12 protein-coding genes and 1 pseudogene are annotated in these 16755 nt (G+C 38.6%); 6 read left to right on the top strand and 7 right to left on the bottom strand.

The features are described from left to right. Positions 1 to 14: 14 nt before the first annotated feature. From ANSO36C_RS09890 to ANSO36C_RS09875, 4 genes are all read left to right on the top strand, one after another. A complete protein-coding gene (locus tag ANSO36C_RS09890; protein WP_251959382.1) occupies positions 15 to 857 on the top strand; it encodes a serine/threonine-protein kinase in 843 nt (280 codons plus the stop codon). Continuing rightward, positions 818 to 1339, top strand: a complete 522-nt coding sequence (locus ANSO36C_RS09885) for a GUN4 domain-containing protein (RefSeq protein ID WP_251959381.1) — start codon at positions 818 to 820, stop codon at positions 1337 to 1339. Before ANSO36C_RS09890 ends, ANSO36C_RS09885 begins: the two co-directional genes overlap by 40 nt. Before the next feature lie 216 nt (positions 1340 to 1555). Continuing rightward, the gene (locus tag ANSO36C_RS09880; RefSeq protein ID WP_251959380.1) at positions 1556 to 1828 is read left to right on the top strand and encodes a DUF2281 domain-containing protein; all 273 of its coding nucleotides are present in this window, start codon (positions 1556 to 1558) and stop codon (positions 1826 to 1828) included. A gap of 2 nt (positions 1829 to 1830) precedes the next feature. After that, on the top strand, positions 1831 to 2274 hold the full coding sequence (locus ANSO36C_RS09875) for a type II toxin-antitoxin system VapC family toxin (protein WP_069070167.1): 444 nt from the start codon (positions 1831 to 1833) through the stop codon (positions 2272 to 2274). A 143-nt stretch (positions 2275 to 2417) separates the two neighbouring features. Here ANSO36C_RS09875 and ANSO36C_RS09870 read toward each other — a convergent pair whose 3' ends face one another. Beyond that, a complete protein-coding gene (locus tag ANSO36C_RS09870; RefSeq protein WP_251959379.1) occupies positions 2418 to 2975 on the bottom strand; it encodes a DUF2808 domain-containing protein in 558 nt (185 codons plus the stop codon). A 198-nt stretch (positions 2976 to 3173) separates the two neighbouring features. Between ANSO36C_RS09870 and ANSO36C_RS09865 the strand changes: the two are divergent. Continuing rightward, positions 3174 to 4494, top strand: a pseudogene (locus ANSO36C_RS09865) (IS4 family transposase). Between the two features lie 54 nt (positions 4495 to 4548). Here the strand turns inward: ANSO36C_RS09865 and ANSO36C_RS09860 are convergent. Continuing rightward, the gene (locus ANSO36C_RS09860) at positions 4549 to 4959 is read right to left on the bottom strand and encodes a DoxX family protein (protein WP_251959378.1); all 411 of its coding nucleotides are present in this window, start codon (positions 4957 to 4959) and stop codon (positions 4549 to 4551) included. A 394-nt stretch (positions 4960 to 5353) separates the two neighbouring features. On the opposite strand from ANSO36C_RS09860, the gene ANSO36C_RS09855 reads away from it, so the two are divergent. Beyond that, positions 5354 to 7528, top strand: a complete 2175-nt coding sequence (locus ANSO36C_RS09855; protein WP_251959377.1) for a DEAD/DEAH box helicase — start codon at positions 5354 to 5356, stop codon at positions 7526 to 7528. 468 nt (positions 7529 to 7996) lie between these two features. Here ANSO36C_RS09855 and ANSO36C_RS09850 read toward each other — a convergent pair whose 3' ends face one another. The 5 genes from ANSO36C_RS09850 to ANSO36C_RS09830 all read right to left on the bottom strand — a co-directional run bounded on the left by ANSO36C_RS09850 (position 7997) and on the right by ANSO36C_RS09830 (position 16707). Continuing rightward, complete coding sequence (locus tag ANSO36C_RS09850; RefSeq protein ID WP_251959376.1) at positions 7997 to 9748, bottom strand: sensor histidine kinase; 1752 nt, start codon at positions 9746 to 9748, stop codon at positions 7997 to 7999. Continuing rightward, positions 9745 to 10803: a substrate-binding domain-containing protein gene (locus tag ANSO36C_RS09845; protein WP_251959375.1), complete on the bottom strand. Its 1059-nt coding sequence runs from the start codon at positions 10801 to 10803 to the stop codon at positions 9745 to 9747. The genes ANSO36C_RS09850 and ANSO36C_RS09845 overlap by 4 nt, the downstream gene beginning before the upstream one ends. A gap of 175 nt (positions 10804 to 10978) precedes the next feature. Next, positions 10979 to 13672: a PAS domain S-box protein gene (locus ANSO36C_RS09840; RefSeq protein WP_251959374.1), complete on the bottom strand. Its 2694-nt coding sequence runs from the start codon at positions 13670 to 13672 to the stop codon at positions 10979 to 10981. A 429-nt stretch (positions 13673 to 14101) separates the two neighbouring features. Continuing rightward, positions 14102 to 15280 (bottom strand): DNA double-strand break repair nuclease NurA, encoded by a 1179-nt coding sequence (locus ANSO36C_RS09835; RefSeq protein WP_251959373.1) that lies wholly within the window; start codon positions 15278 to 15280, stop codon positions 14102 to 14104. Positions 15281 to 15921: 641 nt separating this feature from the next. Next, the gene (locus tag ANSO36C_RS09830; RefSeq protein WP_251959372.1) at positions 15922 to 16707 is read right to left on the bottom strand and encodes an HAD family hydrolase; all 786 of its coding nucleotides are present in this window, start codon (positions 16705 to 16707) and stop codon (positions 15922 to 15924) included. Positions 16708 to 16755: the final 48 nt, after the last annotated feature.

Raw genomic sequence — 16755 nt, 5'->3', positions numbered from 1 at the left:
AATAAATTGGGCGTATGTTCTGGCAAGACGGACAGCTAATATACAACGGCAAATACAAAATAGAAAAATACTTGGGTGGTGGTGGTTTTGCACTTACCTACCAAGCAATGCATACCAAGCTAAACCGCCGAGTCGTGATCAAAACCCCTAACATCAGCGTTCAACGAGATCCAGACTATCCCAAGTATGTTGAACGCTTCAAAAAAGAAGCACAGATGCTAGCAATGTGTTGTACAGACTCACATCCCCATATTGTGCAAGTATTCGACTTTTTTATTGAAGAAAATGGTCGCTACTGCTTAGAAATGCAATATATAGCAGGCGAGAGTTTATGGGAATACGTGCAACGCCAAGGGAAATTACCCGAAACTGAAGCTGTAAAATACATCCGTCAAATGGGTTTAGCTTTGGTAGAGGTACATAAAAAAGGAGTTTTTCATCTTGATGTCACTCCTCCCAATATTATGCTTAATTTTAATTCAGGGATTCCTAACTCTGGCAAAGCGGTGTTGATAGATTTTGGTATTGCCGGCGATATGTCCCCACCAAGTACCCTGTCTAGGTCTTTTGGTAACAAAGCATTCGCACCTTATGAGTTAATACACAAGGGAATCCGTCACCCAACAGTTGATATTTACTGTTTAGCTGGATCTTTGTACTATGCCATTACTGGACAACGCCCCACCAATTCATTTAACCGCAAGTATGAACAAGAGGAGTTAGTACCACCAAAGCAACTTGTCCCTAGTCTTAGTGATGCTGTAAATGAAGCGATTCTCCAAGGTATGGCATTAGAGGCAAAGATCGACCCCAGACAATGGATGAGTGGTTGTTTCCTTCTCGCAAGGCTAATCTAACAGAAGTAATATTAGCTTCAGATGTGGGGGTAAATTACCAAAATCTAGAAAATTTACTCAAAGCGGGTCAATGGAAAACAGCAGACCAAGAAACCACCAGAGTCATGCTGAAAGTAGCCAAAAGAGAACAGGAAGGCTGGCTTAATTATGAATCCATTGAAAAGTTTCCCTGCACAGACTTACGCACAATTGACCAATTGTGGGTAAAATACAGCAATGGTCATTTTGGCTTTAGCGTACAAAAACGCATTTGGCTAGAATGCGGTGGCAAAGTAGATTATAAAACGGAGTGTCTTTTGGGCGATCGCTTAGGCTGGCGCAAAAACGGAGACTGGCTAGACCATGACCATAAAGACTACAACTATTCGCTAGACGCTACCCAGGGGCATCTCCCTTTCCCTCCAGTCCCTCCTATAGGGACAACCAAAGCTCTGACACTCCATGAGGAGATAGGTACACTTCTCTCGCGTCCAGACTTGTAAATTGTAATCTATAAAGGTTTACGAGATTTGTAAAACTTTGTGAACAAGATATATTCCACGAAGCATTGCGGGTTCTAGCTTTATTTCGTTACCTGGCACTGTTTAAATAGGCGACATACTAGGGCGCATACTTCGCAAACACAAAAACTGCAATCGATATTAGATAATATATAAATCAATACCCAGTTTTTCAACCATGTAAACACAGGGGTAATAATGACCATTAAAGAACAAATTAACCAAGAATTAGAAAAATTACCTGAACCCCTATTACAAGAAATTTTAGACTTTGTACAATTTTTGCAAGTCAAACATGAAAAAAATAGTATATCTTCAGATACCCAACCTGCTCAAACGCTCATAACAGAGCATACCTTAACAGGTTCTACTGCTGAAGATTTATTAGAATTTGTGGGCAGTTGGGAAGGTTCAGATATTAGAGAATGCCTGCAACTAGTTCATGACAGTCGGATACCTCTAGAATTTTAATTATGTATCTGTTAGATACTAATCACTGTTCCTTCTTGATGGAAGGTGTGCCTAGCGTTGTAAATCACTTGCGATCGCTTGGTCAGGTACAATTAGCAACCAGTGTTATTGTTGCTGGTGAGTTGCACTTTATGGCACAAAACTCACATCAAAAAGCTGCTAATTTAATAAAAATCAATGCATTTCTCAAACGAATTAACCTATACGGGATCGACAAAGAAACAACAGAAATCTACGGTGATTTTAAATCAGAAATTATCAAACAATTCGGCCCAAAAGAAAAAAATAAACGTAAAACAACCAAACTAAATACCATAGGCATTAGTGAAAATGACCTCTGGATAGCTGCTACAGTTCTACGTCATTCATTGACTCTTGTTTCATCTGATAGTGACTTTGAGCGAATGCGACAAGTAAGAGAAATTTCTTGGGAAAGTTGGGTGTAAATTAAACAGGGTAAAAAACAGCTAATTTACACCTACTTAATTAATGCAAAAACTTCTCCACACATCTCACAAATATTTCCACACGCATTCCCAACGCCGTACTTGTAGAAAATATTCCCCATTCCATATTCCCTCTATGGGAATCACCAGCTTCCCCTATTGCTATAAAACTGGAATCGTCCAAAGCCAAGAAATTGACCGTGAGATTTTTCACCCACAGGGAATGCAGTAACACCCAATAAGTAAACACCAGAAAAGCTCGGATTATTTACAGGGCGAAGGGCGATGGTAATTGTCTGTCCTGGAGTTACAGGAGGATCAAAGTTTATAGAAACCGTGCGTGTGTCGCGCTCGTTTGTGACTGGGCCTAGTTTCAGTTGCGTTTCTTTGCGATTGCGTGTGCCGACAAATGCACGGGTATCATCAAGATTGTAGCGGATATTTTCTGATCCCTCTTTTTGTGCGATCGTTACCTTCTGGAGCGATTCTCCAGCATTCTCCGGCACATTGATAGTGAAATAATAAGTTGCGCCCCAAACATTCACCTCATTGTAAGTAGTTGTCGCGTTAACAAGTGTTGGCGGTTGGACAAAATAGACTAGTCCATTTCTAAGCTGCACAGCTTGAGTCATCGGCAGCGTAACTTCTCCAATACCTATTGCTAACGAGAGTGTTATTCCAAACAAAGTTGTAAGGCGCATGATTCAGATATAAAAAACGCACTTATTCTAATTCTAATTCTTTGGGAATCAATGACTTAGGAATGATAAGCTGTCGCGCATTTAATTTGCACAACTAGGGCGGGCAAGATGCCATTGGTGTCAAGTTAAGAAAAATAGAGTCTTGTCAAGAGGGGCCTACTCATGACTAAACTCAACAGAATGGTGTTGAGTTTAGTCATGAGTAAACCACGAAAAAAACAAGGGAATCCAGACTTTCGCCATCGTGTAACGGCTCCAGCTCCTCAGAGCAAGGAGATTGAATCACGATTATTTGAACTACTTAGTCCAGGCACATTTGCGAATCTCAAAGATGTAAAAGATAAAGAACGTAGCTTACGCTCACGCGTACTAACCTTACCAGTAATGACCGCAATCGTTCTCAGCCTAGTGTATCGTCAGGTACAGCACTTAACAGATGTATTACGTATATTAGAAGTTGAAGGATTGATGTGGGTTTCGACAATGGAGGTAAGCAAACAAGCCTTATCAAGGGCGTCTTAATAGTTTGCCCAGCCATCTTTTTATGGTGCTATTTGAACAATTAATAGAGAAGATTAGAGATAAAAGTCGTGATAAAGAACTAGCACCAAAGTGGGCATCGGTAGCAGATAAATTTTCATCTGTGTGGATTGCAGATGCCTCAACTCTTGAAGCAATTAAAAAACATCTTGGGCAACTAAAAGAAAAAAAAGGTCAGATATTAGCAGGCAAAATAATGATGGTGATAGAAGCATTTACCCATTGTCCAGTATCAGTTTGGTACGATGGCAATCCTAATTGTAACGAGACAAATTGGTGGGAATCTTTATTATTAACTATGCCAGTAAATGGTTTGTTATTAGTAGATATGGGTTTCTATGGATTTGAGTGGTTTGATGCTTTGACTGATGCCAATAAGTATGTTTTAACCAGACAAAAATCGAAAGTTGCTTATCGGACTGTGCGTGTCTTGTGGCGTACCTCTCATTACAAAGATGAGATTATTCAAATGGGACTCCATCATACTAACCCATGTCGCCATCCAATGCGTCAAGTATCAGTTTTGTGGGGTAATACTTGGTATAATTATTTAACCAATGTGATTGACCCAGAGATACTTTCAGCACAACAAATATGTGATTTATACAGACGACGTTGGCGGATTGAAGATGCTTTTTTACTGACAAAACGCTTACTGGGGCTATCATACCTCTGGGTTGGCGGAGCTAACGGCGTAAAAATGCAAATCTATGCAACAATAATTTTTTATGCTGTACTTAACGACCTATGTGCCGATGTTGCTATTGCTCTACAGCAGCCTCTAGAACAAATTTCTATTGAGATGGTGTTTCGTAGTTTGTATTTCTTTAACCGTGCCTGCTTGCAGAACCCACAGTTAGAACTTATACCTTGGCTTGTCGAAAATCATCGCTTAATGGGACTTGTTAAAGCTGTTCGCAAACGGCATAGAGATAATGCCAAAAGGTCACTTGACATTTGGGAACCAGCCTTAACTTGACACCAATGGCAAGATGCCCACCCCACAAAAGATTCATTTTTTTGAGGATGCAAATTAAAAGATTTTTAGCTTAGAAGCTTGTTTTTCCCCAACCGAAGATTTTGTGTACCACCAAGCCCAAGCAATTAAAACGGCTTGCAAAGGCAGTCTAACTACGTGTACCCAAGGTGAATTTGGTATATGTTCAATCTTAATCAGATTAGCCGCCATGTAAATATTGGCAGGGTAAACAGCAATAAAAAGAGCAAGAAGTCCCCAAGCAGCAGCTTGACTTACAGGCGGAACTAATAACCCGATACCACCCAAAATTTCATAAAAGCCACTGAGATAAACTAATCCTAAAGGGTAAGGTAGTTGTGGCGGCACAATTTTGACATATTCTCCTGGAACAACAAAGTGTGTCACTCCAACCACAATTATTGATATTGCCAGGATGACACGTAATGTTTCCTTATGCTTATTCATGGTTTTTGCCTCTTTATATACTTGCCCTATTACTTCAGTTTGACTGACGGATGTTAATCTGCATTGAGTCAATAGGAGTAAAAACGGAAAATATTCTCATTAAATCAGAATAAACTACCTGAAAACAGAGATAAAATATTGTTTTTTAGAATTATCTCAGGCGGAAATTAATAAAATTTGTGGTAATTTGACTAATCTAAAAATCGTTGTATGTGAAACCTGTGGATAAACCAACTTTTCGAGTGGGGAAATCATTGACAGATTTGATTCGAATCTGATATTTAGTTGGTTTCAAGTTGTAAAAACTTAAAATTCCTCCGTTGTACTATTGTTTGATTATCAGTTGTCGTACTAGCTATCCTTAATTACCTGTTACTTTTTATCCATAAAAAATATGAGCCATGCCTTTAGCCGACTTGCACCCTTCATCCAAGAATATATTTATCATCACCAATGGACTGAATTACGACCAGTTCAAATTGCCGCTTGTCAAGTTATATTTGACACTGATGCTCACTTGTTAGTTACTGCTGCAACTGCTGCCGGAAAAACAGAAGCAGCTTTTTTGCCAGTTTTGACTCTATTACATGAAAACCCTACTGCCACTGTCGGCGTATTATATATTAGTCCAATCAAAGCTTTAATTAACGATCAATTTGAGCGTCTCAACGATTTACTCAAAGAAGCAGATATTCCAGTTTGGCACTGGCATGGTGATGTTTCCCAAACTCGAAAAAACAAACTTTTAAAGAATCCTCAAGGCATTTTACAAATTACACCAGAATCTTTAGAAAGTTTGTTAATTAACAAAAATAACGACCTACTTCGCTTGTTTGGTGATTTAAGATTTGTTATCATTGATGAAATTCACGCCTTTATGGGTTCAGAACGTGGTTGTCAAATTATTTGCCAATTACAACGTTTAGCGAAGTTAACGCAAAAACAACCGCGCCGTATTGGTTTGTCGGCAACTCTTGGTGATTACTCAATAGCTGAAGAGTGGTTGCGTTCAGGAACAGATAAGCCAGTCGTTACACCAAAAATTGACGGTATAAAACGGCAAATAAAACTAGCTGTAGAACATTTTTATATTACTGATGAAGTAGATGAATCAGAGGTAAAAGCTGACGAAAAATATATTTTTAACCTTAGCAAGTCTCGCAAATGCCTGATATTTGCTAATAATCGCACGCGTACCGAATCTGTAATTGCATCTTTGCGACAAATTGCCACAGAACAAGGACTACCAGATATATATCATGTACATCATGGGAGTATATCTGCTAGCTTGCGGCAAGCTGCTGAAAATGCCATGCGTGAACCCAGCAATCCAGCAGTTACCGCCGCTACCTTGACTCTAGAATTAGGCATAGATATCGGTCATTTAGAGCGAGTAATTCAGTTAGAATCACCTTTATCTGTAGCCAGTTTTTTACAACGCTTGGGACGCAGTGGCAGAAGAGGTGAAGCTGCTGATATGCGCTTTGTCTGTGCTGAAGATAAGCCATTACCAGAAGCTTCTTTACCAGAACAAATACCTTGGCAACTTTTGCAGTGTATCGCCATCATTCAACTTTATTTTGAAGAACAATGGATTGAACCAATTAGACCAATTAAATATCCTTTGAGTTTGCTTTATCACCAAACAATGAGTATTTTGACAGCAGCAGAGGAAATTTCAGCTAATGCCCTAGCTAAACAAATTTTTAGTCTATCGCCCTTTGCGGCGATTTCCAAAGAGGATTTACAACTATTACTGCGCTATTTAATTGATATTGGTCATATTCAGCATACTGAACAAGGTAAATTAATTCTGGGTTTAGCAGGAGAGAAGGTGGTGAGAAAATTTCAGTTTTATGCTGTCTTTGCTGAACAGCAAGAATATATTGTTAAGCAAGGTACAACAGCAATTGGCAGTATTGTTACGCCACTTCCTGTTGGCAATCAATTTGCTTTAGCTGGGAGAACTTGGGAAGTCGTAGAAGTTGACTTTAAAAAGAAGGCTATTTTTGTTAAACAAGCTGAAGGTAAAGCTAGTATTTATTGGCGCGGTGGTAGTGGTACTATTCATACCAGAGTTTTGCAACGAATGCAGCAAGTTTTATTTGAGAATATCGAGTATAGTTACTTGCAAAAAAATGCTTTAGAACGTTTAGGTACGGTTCGCCAATTAGTTCAGCAAGTTGAATTAGATAAGCACAATATTGTGCAATTAGAAAAAGGTAAATGCTGCATTTTTCCTTGGATGGGTACAGTTGCTTATCGCACCTTAGAAAGGTTACTCAATTCCTACTGTCGGGAATCATTGGAAATTACAAGTATTGGTGGCGTAAATCCCTATTATTTGACAGTTAAATTAGGCAAAAATAAATTGAAATATCTTTATAGTGAAATTGCTTCATTGTGCGAACAAAGAATTACCTCAGAAGATTTAGTCAGTACTTCCGAAGCACCAGAAATTCAAAAATATGATGAATTTCTTCCTCATCCACTTTTACGAAGAGCTTTTGCTAACGATTATTTGGATATGAGGGAACTTAAACAGCAAGTGGCGATGTGGAGAGAATAAATAATTAGTAATTATTAAGTAATAAAAAATTGATGTTGTATCTTAATCTTAAAATAGAAAGGTCGACTATAAGTCAATACAGTTCAGTTAAGCAATTCTTTCCTTCTCTTTCTTCTCTCTGCGTCGCGCCAGTTGCTACCCTGCGGGAACGCTAAGAGCGAACAAGTCGGGAAACCCGCCCAACGCACTGGCTTCTCTGCGCCTTGGCGGTAGCCTGCGGCAAGCCGTACCCTTCGGGAAGCAAGCTACGCGTAGCGTCTCGTAGAGAAGCGTCTACGTTAAAAAATTGACTTTGATTACAGAGTTTTAGCTTTAACTGAACCGTATTGTATTATACAGCACTTCCAGCTATTATGCAATACAGTTTTTATCCTTGTCCCTCTCCTGTCATAGCTTTCAGCTTTGAGGATGTACCTTATAGCTGCCAGAAGTGCTGTAAGTGCAAAATTTATTTGAAAAAATGTTTTATTATTGCGAATCAGCCGGCAATTGAAATCCGTTAGATTTTACCGATTTCCCCACCTGATGCAAAGGAATCTCAATCCAAAACTCGGTTCCTTTGCCCACTTCTGATTCACACCGTAGTACTCCAGAGTGTTTCTGCACCACAATCTGATAGCTAATTGATAAGCCTAACCCTGTTCCCTGTCCCACAGGTTTAGTAGTAAAAAATGGATCAAATAGTTTATTTTTTACCTCTTGGGTCATACCTGACCCATTATCTGCAATTCTCACTGCTACTCGGTTATGATTAACAAGTTTAGTAGTAATTATAATCTTACTAGGATTGCTCTCAATCTCTTGCCAAGAACGTTGAACATTGAACATATTAAGAGCATCGATAGCATTACTAATCACATTCATAAACACTTGATTTAACTGCCCTGCATAGCATTCTACTAAAGGTAACTCGCCATACTCTTTGATAATTTCAATTTTTGGATGCTCTGGCTTGGCTTTCAATCGATTCTGCAAAATCAGCAATGTACTATCAATTCCTTCGTGAATATTAACCTCTTTCATATCTGCTTCATCCAGATGAGAAAAGGTACGTAAAGATAAAACAATCTGCTGAATTCGTTTAGATCCCATTGTCATTGACTTGAGGATTTTGGGCAAATCGTCTAGCATAAATTCTAAATCGATTTCCTCAACCTTTTCCTGAATTTTCTCTCCAGAATCTGGGAACTCTTCTTGGTAAAGACGTATTAGTTCTAGCAGGTGTTGAGTGTATTCACTAGCGTGAACGATATTGCCAGAAATAAAGTTAACTGGGTTATTAATTTCGTGTGCAACCCCTGCCACAAGCTGGCCCAGACTAGACATTTTCTCAGTTTGAATCAATTGAGCTTGAGTGCTTTGGAGTTCATGTAAAGCTTTCTGAAGCTCTGATTCTGCCTGTTTGCGTTCATAAATTTCCAACTCTAGACGTTGATTCATTTGGGTTAATTCAGTGTTCTTCATCAGGGTTTCACGAGATTCAACTAGCTTAAGTGACATATAGTTAAATGACTTAGCAAGGTCTTCGACTTCATCCCCTGTCTGAATATCTAAACGGTAATCTAGATTTCCGGCGGCAATCTCTGCTGTTCCTGCTTGTAATTTTTGCAAAGACTTAATTGTTGGATGCCAAATCACTATAAATTTACCAATAAATAAAATTAGAATCACTTGCACAACTACAAATGAGATAATTATCTGTACTTGATATAAGTTTTCTAGCTCATCTTCAACCAGGAGGTTCTGCTGATTTGCATGTTTAATCAACTGACTGAGGAACAACTCAATGTCTCTATCAAAGGAATTGATGGCTCTAAAATACTGCTGGGAATCTGCTAAAGAAGTGTCACTGTAATTCCAGTTGATTAGTTGATTTGTCAACTGGCGAATAAACTGGTGACGACGACGAATCACTGCAATTTCTGTAGCATCTGGCATTAAGCGTTCTAATTTGTCGAGGGAGTCTAGAAACTGTTTTGAATACTTGACCATTTCTGTGTCTTTATTCTTAAGTAAGACAATATCTTTGAGTTCAATAATTTCAGACTTCAAGGCATTTTTCGCAGTCAGAGCAACTTTTATAGTTTCGGTAGTTTGATTACTTTTCTCCCGGATAGTCTGCCTTATCTGTTGGACAGCTACAGTATTGCCAACGAGAATAGCTATTATCAATCCGACAGACACGGCAGAACCTGTAAAAAACTTTGTCGAGATTTTCATTTTCCCGGAACAGAAATTAAGTTGAGATATTTTCGGAGTTGTACAATAGGAGCGTAATCTGAATAACTAACAAGGGTGTATCCGGCTGATTCAGTTCCGATAATATCCTCAAGACCTTCTGGGCTACTAATAAAAGACTGCTTTAGCCGTAGGATTAACTCAGGTGCTAGTCTTTTGGACACTACTATTGGAGAACTGGGTATAGGGGCAGATTCCCACAGAATTCTGGAATTTTGAGGTGTTAGCTTACCACTTTTTTGCCGTTTCAAGTAGGAGGAAATATTAGTGGCTGCTGCATCAACAATACCATCTTCTAATGCAGCCATACTGTTGCTATGGCTGCCAGTATAGAGGACTTGAGCAAAATCCCGGTCATAATTAATCCCTACTTTTTTGAATGTTGCCAGGGGCATCAAATACCCAGAGGTTGATAATTTATCTACAAAGGCAATACGCTTACCTTTGAGGTCTTTTAAGGTTTTGATGAGACTGTCTTGTTTGACAATGATACACGCCCGATACCAGGGTTGTCCCGTATATTTATCAATGGGAGCAACCAACGGTTCGACTTTAGCACCCCGGTCTAATGCCTCCAAATAGCTCATAGGCCCTAAATAAGCCATGTCCAGCTTATCCTGTAATAGCCAGTCAATGATTTGCTCATAATCTTTAGCAATCTGAAAATCTACTGAACTTACGATCGCATATTCTACCTTTTCGATCTCTCGTTTTTTGTGTCTCCCTTGTCCTCCTATTATCTTTGATTGCGACTTACTATCACCCCTCTGTCCAAGAGATTGCTCTAAGTATTCTTTTAAGGGTTTAATCATCCGCTCCTGCTCTGTCCGGCTTTGCGTAGGCAGCACCCCAATCCTTAAAGCTGGTAAGTTCTGTTTACTTGAGACACTATCGACAACAGGCTGATTCTTCTGAGACACTTTTCCAGTACAGCCTGTGCTAAGTAACGCCAGAATTACCGCTACAATCAGAACTCTACTTTTATTGAATAAGCAATATCTAGTAACGAGGCTTGGTGGTATGAAGCATTTTTTCATAAAATTTAATTTAAATTATACAGAGTACCGAACAAAATAAACAAAGTCCGCTTAGGCGGACTAAGGTTAGTTAGCTGCAAGATTTGAGCAGAGGGATATTTGCATATTTTTCCTTAAAGAAATATCAAAGTACAGCTTTGCATAAAATCGTGCTATTTTTAAGCACAGAGTATTTTTAAATCGGAATTTGAATCCAGAATTCTGTACCTTTTCCAGGTTCTGATAGACAATTCAGAATTCCACCATGTTTTTCTACTACAATTTGGTAGCTAATTGATAATCCTAAACCTGTTCCCTTACCCACGGGTTTTGTGGTGAAAAATGGATCAAATAACAGCTTTCTAATGTCTTCCGCCATTCCTAATCCATTGTCAGCAATTCTGATGACAACAAATTTACTGTCTAAAATTTCAGTCTGAATTTTAATTTGTGGTTTATGACTTATTTTTTTGCTAATCATTGACTCTTCTAAAGCATCGATCGCATTAGTTAAAATATTCATAAATACCTGATTAAGCTGCCCAGCGTAGCAATCAACTAAGGGCAAATCGCCATATTCCTTAATTATAGATATATCCAATCCAATTCCATTATCTTTCCAACGATAATGTAAAATTAATAACGTATTTTCGATTCCTTCATGAATATCAACTAATTTTTTATCTGCTTCATCATGACGAGAAAAGTTTCGCAATCCCAAAACAATTTCACGGATACGTTTAGTACCCATATTCATTGAAGACAGAAGTTGAGAAAGATCGCTAGTAATAAATTCTAAATCAATTTTTTCCGAGAAATCTTCAATTTCTCTTTGGGGCTGAGGATAGTGTTGCTGATAAAGGTGTAAGAGAGTTAACATCTCTTGAAAATATTCGTTAGCATAGGTTAAGTTACCATGAATAAAATTAACTGGATTGTTGATTTCATGAGCAACTCCAGCTACTAATTGTCCTAAACTAGACATTTTTTCATTCTGGATCAGTTGAGATTGAGTTTGCTGCAATTTATGCAAGGTTTCGGTGAGTTTTTCAGCTTGAGTTTGAGCTTCTAAAGTAGCAGAGCGACTTTGAGTATAAAGTTGTGCATGATCGATGGCGATCGCTAGTTGATCGCAAACAGCTTGTAGCAGTTTAATTTCACTGTTAGTCCAAATGCGATCGCCACTACAATGACTGCACACAATTGCCCCAATTTCACCGGAATTACTCTTAACTGGTAGCATTAGTTGAGACGTGATACCAAACTCAGTTAAAAGTTCTTGCATATCATAATCGAGATGTGATTTACTATTAATATTATCGATGCAAATTAACTCTTGAGAAAGAAGTATTTTGGTTAAAAAAGTACTTTTTTGTAGTGGAATGCTACCTAACATAGTCGGTAAGTTAGGGTTTCTTGCTTCATAAGTAATAGTCAGGCTTGGTTCGGATGGATGCGGTAAGTAAGAAAGAAAGTAGCAACGGTCAATTTGTAATAAGCTGCGAATTTCATTAACAGCAGTTTCTAAGATCATATCTAGGTTAAGAGAACTGCGTATTTGACTAGCTAGACGCAGCAATAAAGCTTCTCGACGACTGAGGAGTTCTTCTCGCGCCCAGATTCGGTCAATAGCTACAGCAATATTATTAGCAATCCAATTTAATAGGTTATGAGTTGGTTCAGTAAATAATTGCTCACTAAATAAAGCAATTATGCCAATTAATTGCTGCTCTACTATTAAAGGATAAGCAGAAAATCGAGAAATCGAAAATGTAGACTTGATAATATTTTCTGAATGATTAATTGATAATTCTTTGTTAAAAATAGCTTGATGGTTTTGAATCATTAAGCCAATAGTATTATTGACTAAAGCAATATGGTCTGGGAAATCTTGAGTATCGCTCAAAGCACTACAAGTAATATCTGTGCAATAAACGCCAGCTTGCAATTGTAGCTGGTTTGTCTGTCGTTCAAATGTCCAGATACAAACAAAGCCGATATCAAGGTATTGGGAAATAGTATTTGTACAATTTTGCAGAATATCTGGAAGTGTGCCACTTTGAGATAAAGCTAAACTGACTTCTGCACTCAAAACTGACAAACGCGATCGCTCCAATAAAGCTAACTCTGAAAGCTTACGCTGTGTAATATCTGTACGAATTGATACATATTGATAGGAGTTTTTATCTTGGTTCAACATTGGGGCGATCAAAGTATCTACCCAATAAAGAGTTCCATCCTTAGCTTTATTTTGAATTTCTCCTTTCCAGATTTTTCCTTGGGCAATAGTTTTCCATAAGTTTGCAAAAAATTCTTTTGTGTGATATCCAGAATTGATAATCCGATGATCTTGCCCTAGAAGTTCTTCTAAAGAATATTGAGAAATTTCACAAAATTGGTCATTAACATAGGTTATTCTTCCAGTTTTATCTGTAATAGCTACCAGTGAATGGGCATTTAAAGCAAATTTAAAAGCTTCTAATTCTTGGATAGATTTTTGTAACGCTATTTCATTTTGTTTATTAGCAGTGATGTCACGAGCTACTGCATAAATCAACTTTTCTTCACTAAAACCAGTCGCATTCCACGATAGCCATTTGTAAGAACCATCCTGACAAAGATAACGGTTTTCAAAGCTAATTGCATCCACCGAGTGAGTAATATTTTGGGCTGCTGCAATAGTAGATTCACGGTCTTCAGGATGAATAAATTCAATAAAGGGTTTAGCAACAAGTTCCTGAATTGACCAACCTAGTGTTTTTGTCCATACTGGATTTAAATACTTAAAATAACCATCAAAGTTAGCAATACACAATAAATCTATAGAGAGTGAGAAAAATCGAGAGTATTTTTCTTCAGCTTTTTTGTACTCAGATTTAACTAGTTTCATCAGCTTTTTAGGTATAAATATTTTTTGAAAAATGTTAAATAAGTTAGTACGTTTTTTACTGAAATGGAACAACCATTTTGATAAGATATATCAACCTAGAGACTCACTTAATGTCAGTTCTGGCGAAGACTGTTTCGCTTACGAAAGAAAACGTAGTTAACTTGATGTAGAGCCAAGAGGTATCTACTAGTTTATACTGAGTAAACTAGCTAGCTATTAACTTATTTCTCTACTAAATAAAGGTTTCCCTAAAAAGCCGTAAAGTAAACATTTATATTTTAAATTTAAGATAAGAAGTGTTACGTAAACTGAATTAATCAGGACTATTATCCGTCATTTTTCTTAAACAACGAAAGTACTAGTACCGCAAGGCGTAATTCGTAGTTAAGAATTAAATTACGAATTACGAATTACGAATTACGAATTATTTTAAGCAATACTCCCGCGCTTTCTGGCTTCTTTGTAGGAAGTTCCCACGTTTTTCAAACCAGCTTTAATCATTTGTTGTTCGAGAAGGGCAAAGAAACGCGCCCTATCGCCACCTTTCACTACTGCTTGATTATGCGCCTCAGCGATCGCTACAGGGTAGCCATATCCTTTTTGTACTTGTGCTAACATCAGTCCCAGTGCTTGGTCTAACATGGTTGCATTTTCCGCTACCCATGCCGGAACTTCAATCCGGGCGATTTCAGTGCCAACGTGGACGTAGCAAAAGTAAATTGTTTGATCGCCGTAGAGTTCGAGAATGGGTGAATTACTGCGCCACAAGGTACTGCGTTGTCCTGGTTTGAGCCGGGTTGCCCAAACAGAAGTATCTCGCAACTGTTCAAATATTTTACAAGGTACTTTTTCTAGCTGATTTGGACAATGACTTTTACAGTCTGGCACTGGGTGGGGACAAGCCAACAATCTTAAAAAGTTCATTGTTTCGATGCTGCGAGAGGCGCTAAGATAGCCCATTAAAGGAATTCGAGCATCACGCATTTGCTGCCAAGCTTCTAAGATGGGGGGTAAAATGCGATCGCGTGCATCCATCGGCAATTGTTCTAAAAACCAGTAAATTAGCGAACCATCTACCATCGCTAGTGCTGGCGTTTCCGCTTGTGCTGCATTACACGCAAGTTCTGCTAACACCGTTGTTTCTGAAGCAGTGCGGCGAAAACTCATCCATTCCTCGGTTCTAATTCCCCACTGTCGAGACATATATAAATCTTCTGGGCGATAAAATACTTCTGGCAAACTATCGAGTAGCGGATGGCGATTTTGTCCGTAGTGTAAGACAACTCTGCCGATATTTAGGAGATAACAGTAAGCAATTTCGTGATGATTAGGGGCAATTTGCGAACCATCGGTAGCGATGACAGTATGAATTTTTGGCGGAACTGAGATATCGATACAGGTTTCTAGCGGTTCAATTGGGGTAGCATTAGCAAAGAGAATGCGATCGCGCCATTTTTCTTGGCGATCGATTAAATCTTGTTGAGACTCGTAAGCATTTTTTAGGTGTTGTTGTGCTAATTCCAAACGCTGACGACTGGCAGCAGCTTCTAAAGTAAGATGCTGACTTAAACCCTGCATTTGTCGCGCTAGTTGTGTTAAATCAAGCATAAAAGTAAGTGTTAAGTGATAAGTGAATAGTTATGAGTTAGGAGTTTCTCTAATTCCTGATTATTTATCAAACAGAATTCAGGAGTCAGGAGTCAGAATTCAGAATGAATTTTGTGCGACTGGCGGATAGCGCCGGCGGAAGAGCGAGTACTCGATAGCGTAGCGTTAGCGAGTACTCGAGCGTCGCGTCTGAATAACCGGCGTTTTTGCACCCCCACTAAATTGAAAATTTAGTAGTCTTCAATTCCTGCGCGGTATGAATCCCCGACTGATAGCAAAGCGTTAGCGAGTCCGCGATAGCGAAGCGTTAGCGAGTATTCGAGCGTCGCGTCTTAATTCTGACTCCTGAATTCTGACTTCTGAATTCTTCTTCAAATTTTTTAAATATCTCGCTTATTTGCTATTTTTTCAGAAAATTAAAATAATTCGTAATTGATAATGACACTCTCTACGAGATATTGCACGTAGCTTGGTTTCCCCTAGCAGATACGAATACTCGCTAATGTAATTCGTAATAGAAGAAACTTAGGTATTTAGAGCGCAAAACGTCAAAATCACCAAGATAGACAATTATGCGCGAGTGTTTCGCCAATAATTACGTTAACGTGTTGTAGAGAGCATCATTACGAATTACGAATTAGTTAAAACCAAGCTGAGAAATCTTTGGCAAACTGAGAAAGTGATAACAACTGAATTCGCGGATCATTTTGGGCAACTTCCCGCTCTGCTTGGGTATTATAGCCCCAGTCTGCAAGGAAAAGTTTCACATCCTCCAGGTCTGCTTGCTGTTGGACTAACTGTAATGCCTTGAGTCTATCTTCTACAAACCAGAGACTAACTGCTTTGTCTCCTGCTGACTGGATTAATTGTCGCAAAATTTCATATTTGGGACGCTTGACTTCTTTACCAAAAATTGCCTCTGGTGGTAAATTCACCCCTTCTTGTTGCAACAACTGCTGCACAAAACGCCCTTCTTTAGTTGTCACAATGTATAGCTTAACTCCACTGTCAAGAGTTAATTTGATTTTTTCTACTACACCCGGATAAAATCTATGCAGACTCAGCCAACCACCTAAATCTTTGGTGATCCATTCGTCTCGCTGTTGATCTAGTTTCGCAGCAATTTCTCTTGCTTGTAGCTTGTCATCTAACAAAAGTTGTGGAGCTATGGTTGCCCATTCATGAAGAATGTTTTCATCAGGAATTCCATTTACTAAGGCTTTGATTAAAACAGGCATTTCCCAACCAGTTTCAATCACAGGGCGTAGGCGATAGAATCTCAAAGCTAAATCATCTGGTGGTGTATCGTTAGCAGACGACCAAATTTCACAGTAGGTATGCCACGCTACCTCAAAATATTCAATTAGTCCGTCGCAAATCACTCCATCAAAGTCCAGGGCTAAAATCGTGGGACTACTTGCGGTCATTGTTTTGAGGATTAAAACTGCTGTTGTCAGCTTACCTGACAAATTCAA

The sequence above is a fragment of the Nostoc cf. commune SO-36 genome (genome assembly GCF_023734775.1).
GTDB lineage: Bacteria > Cyanobacteriota > Cyanobacteriia > Cyanobacteriales > Nostocaceae > Nostoc > Nostoc commune_A.
This window is presented reverse-complemented; position numbering and strand designations above follow the sequence as displayed.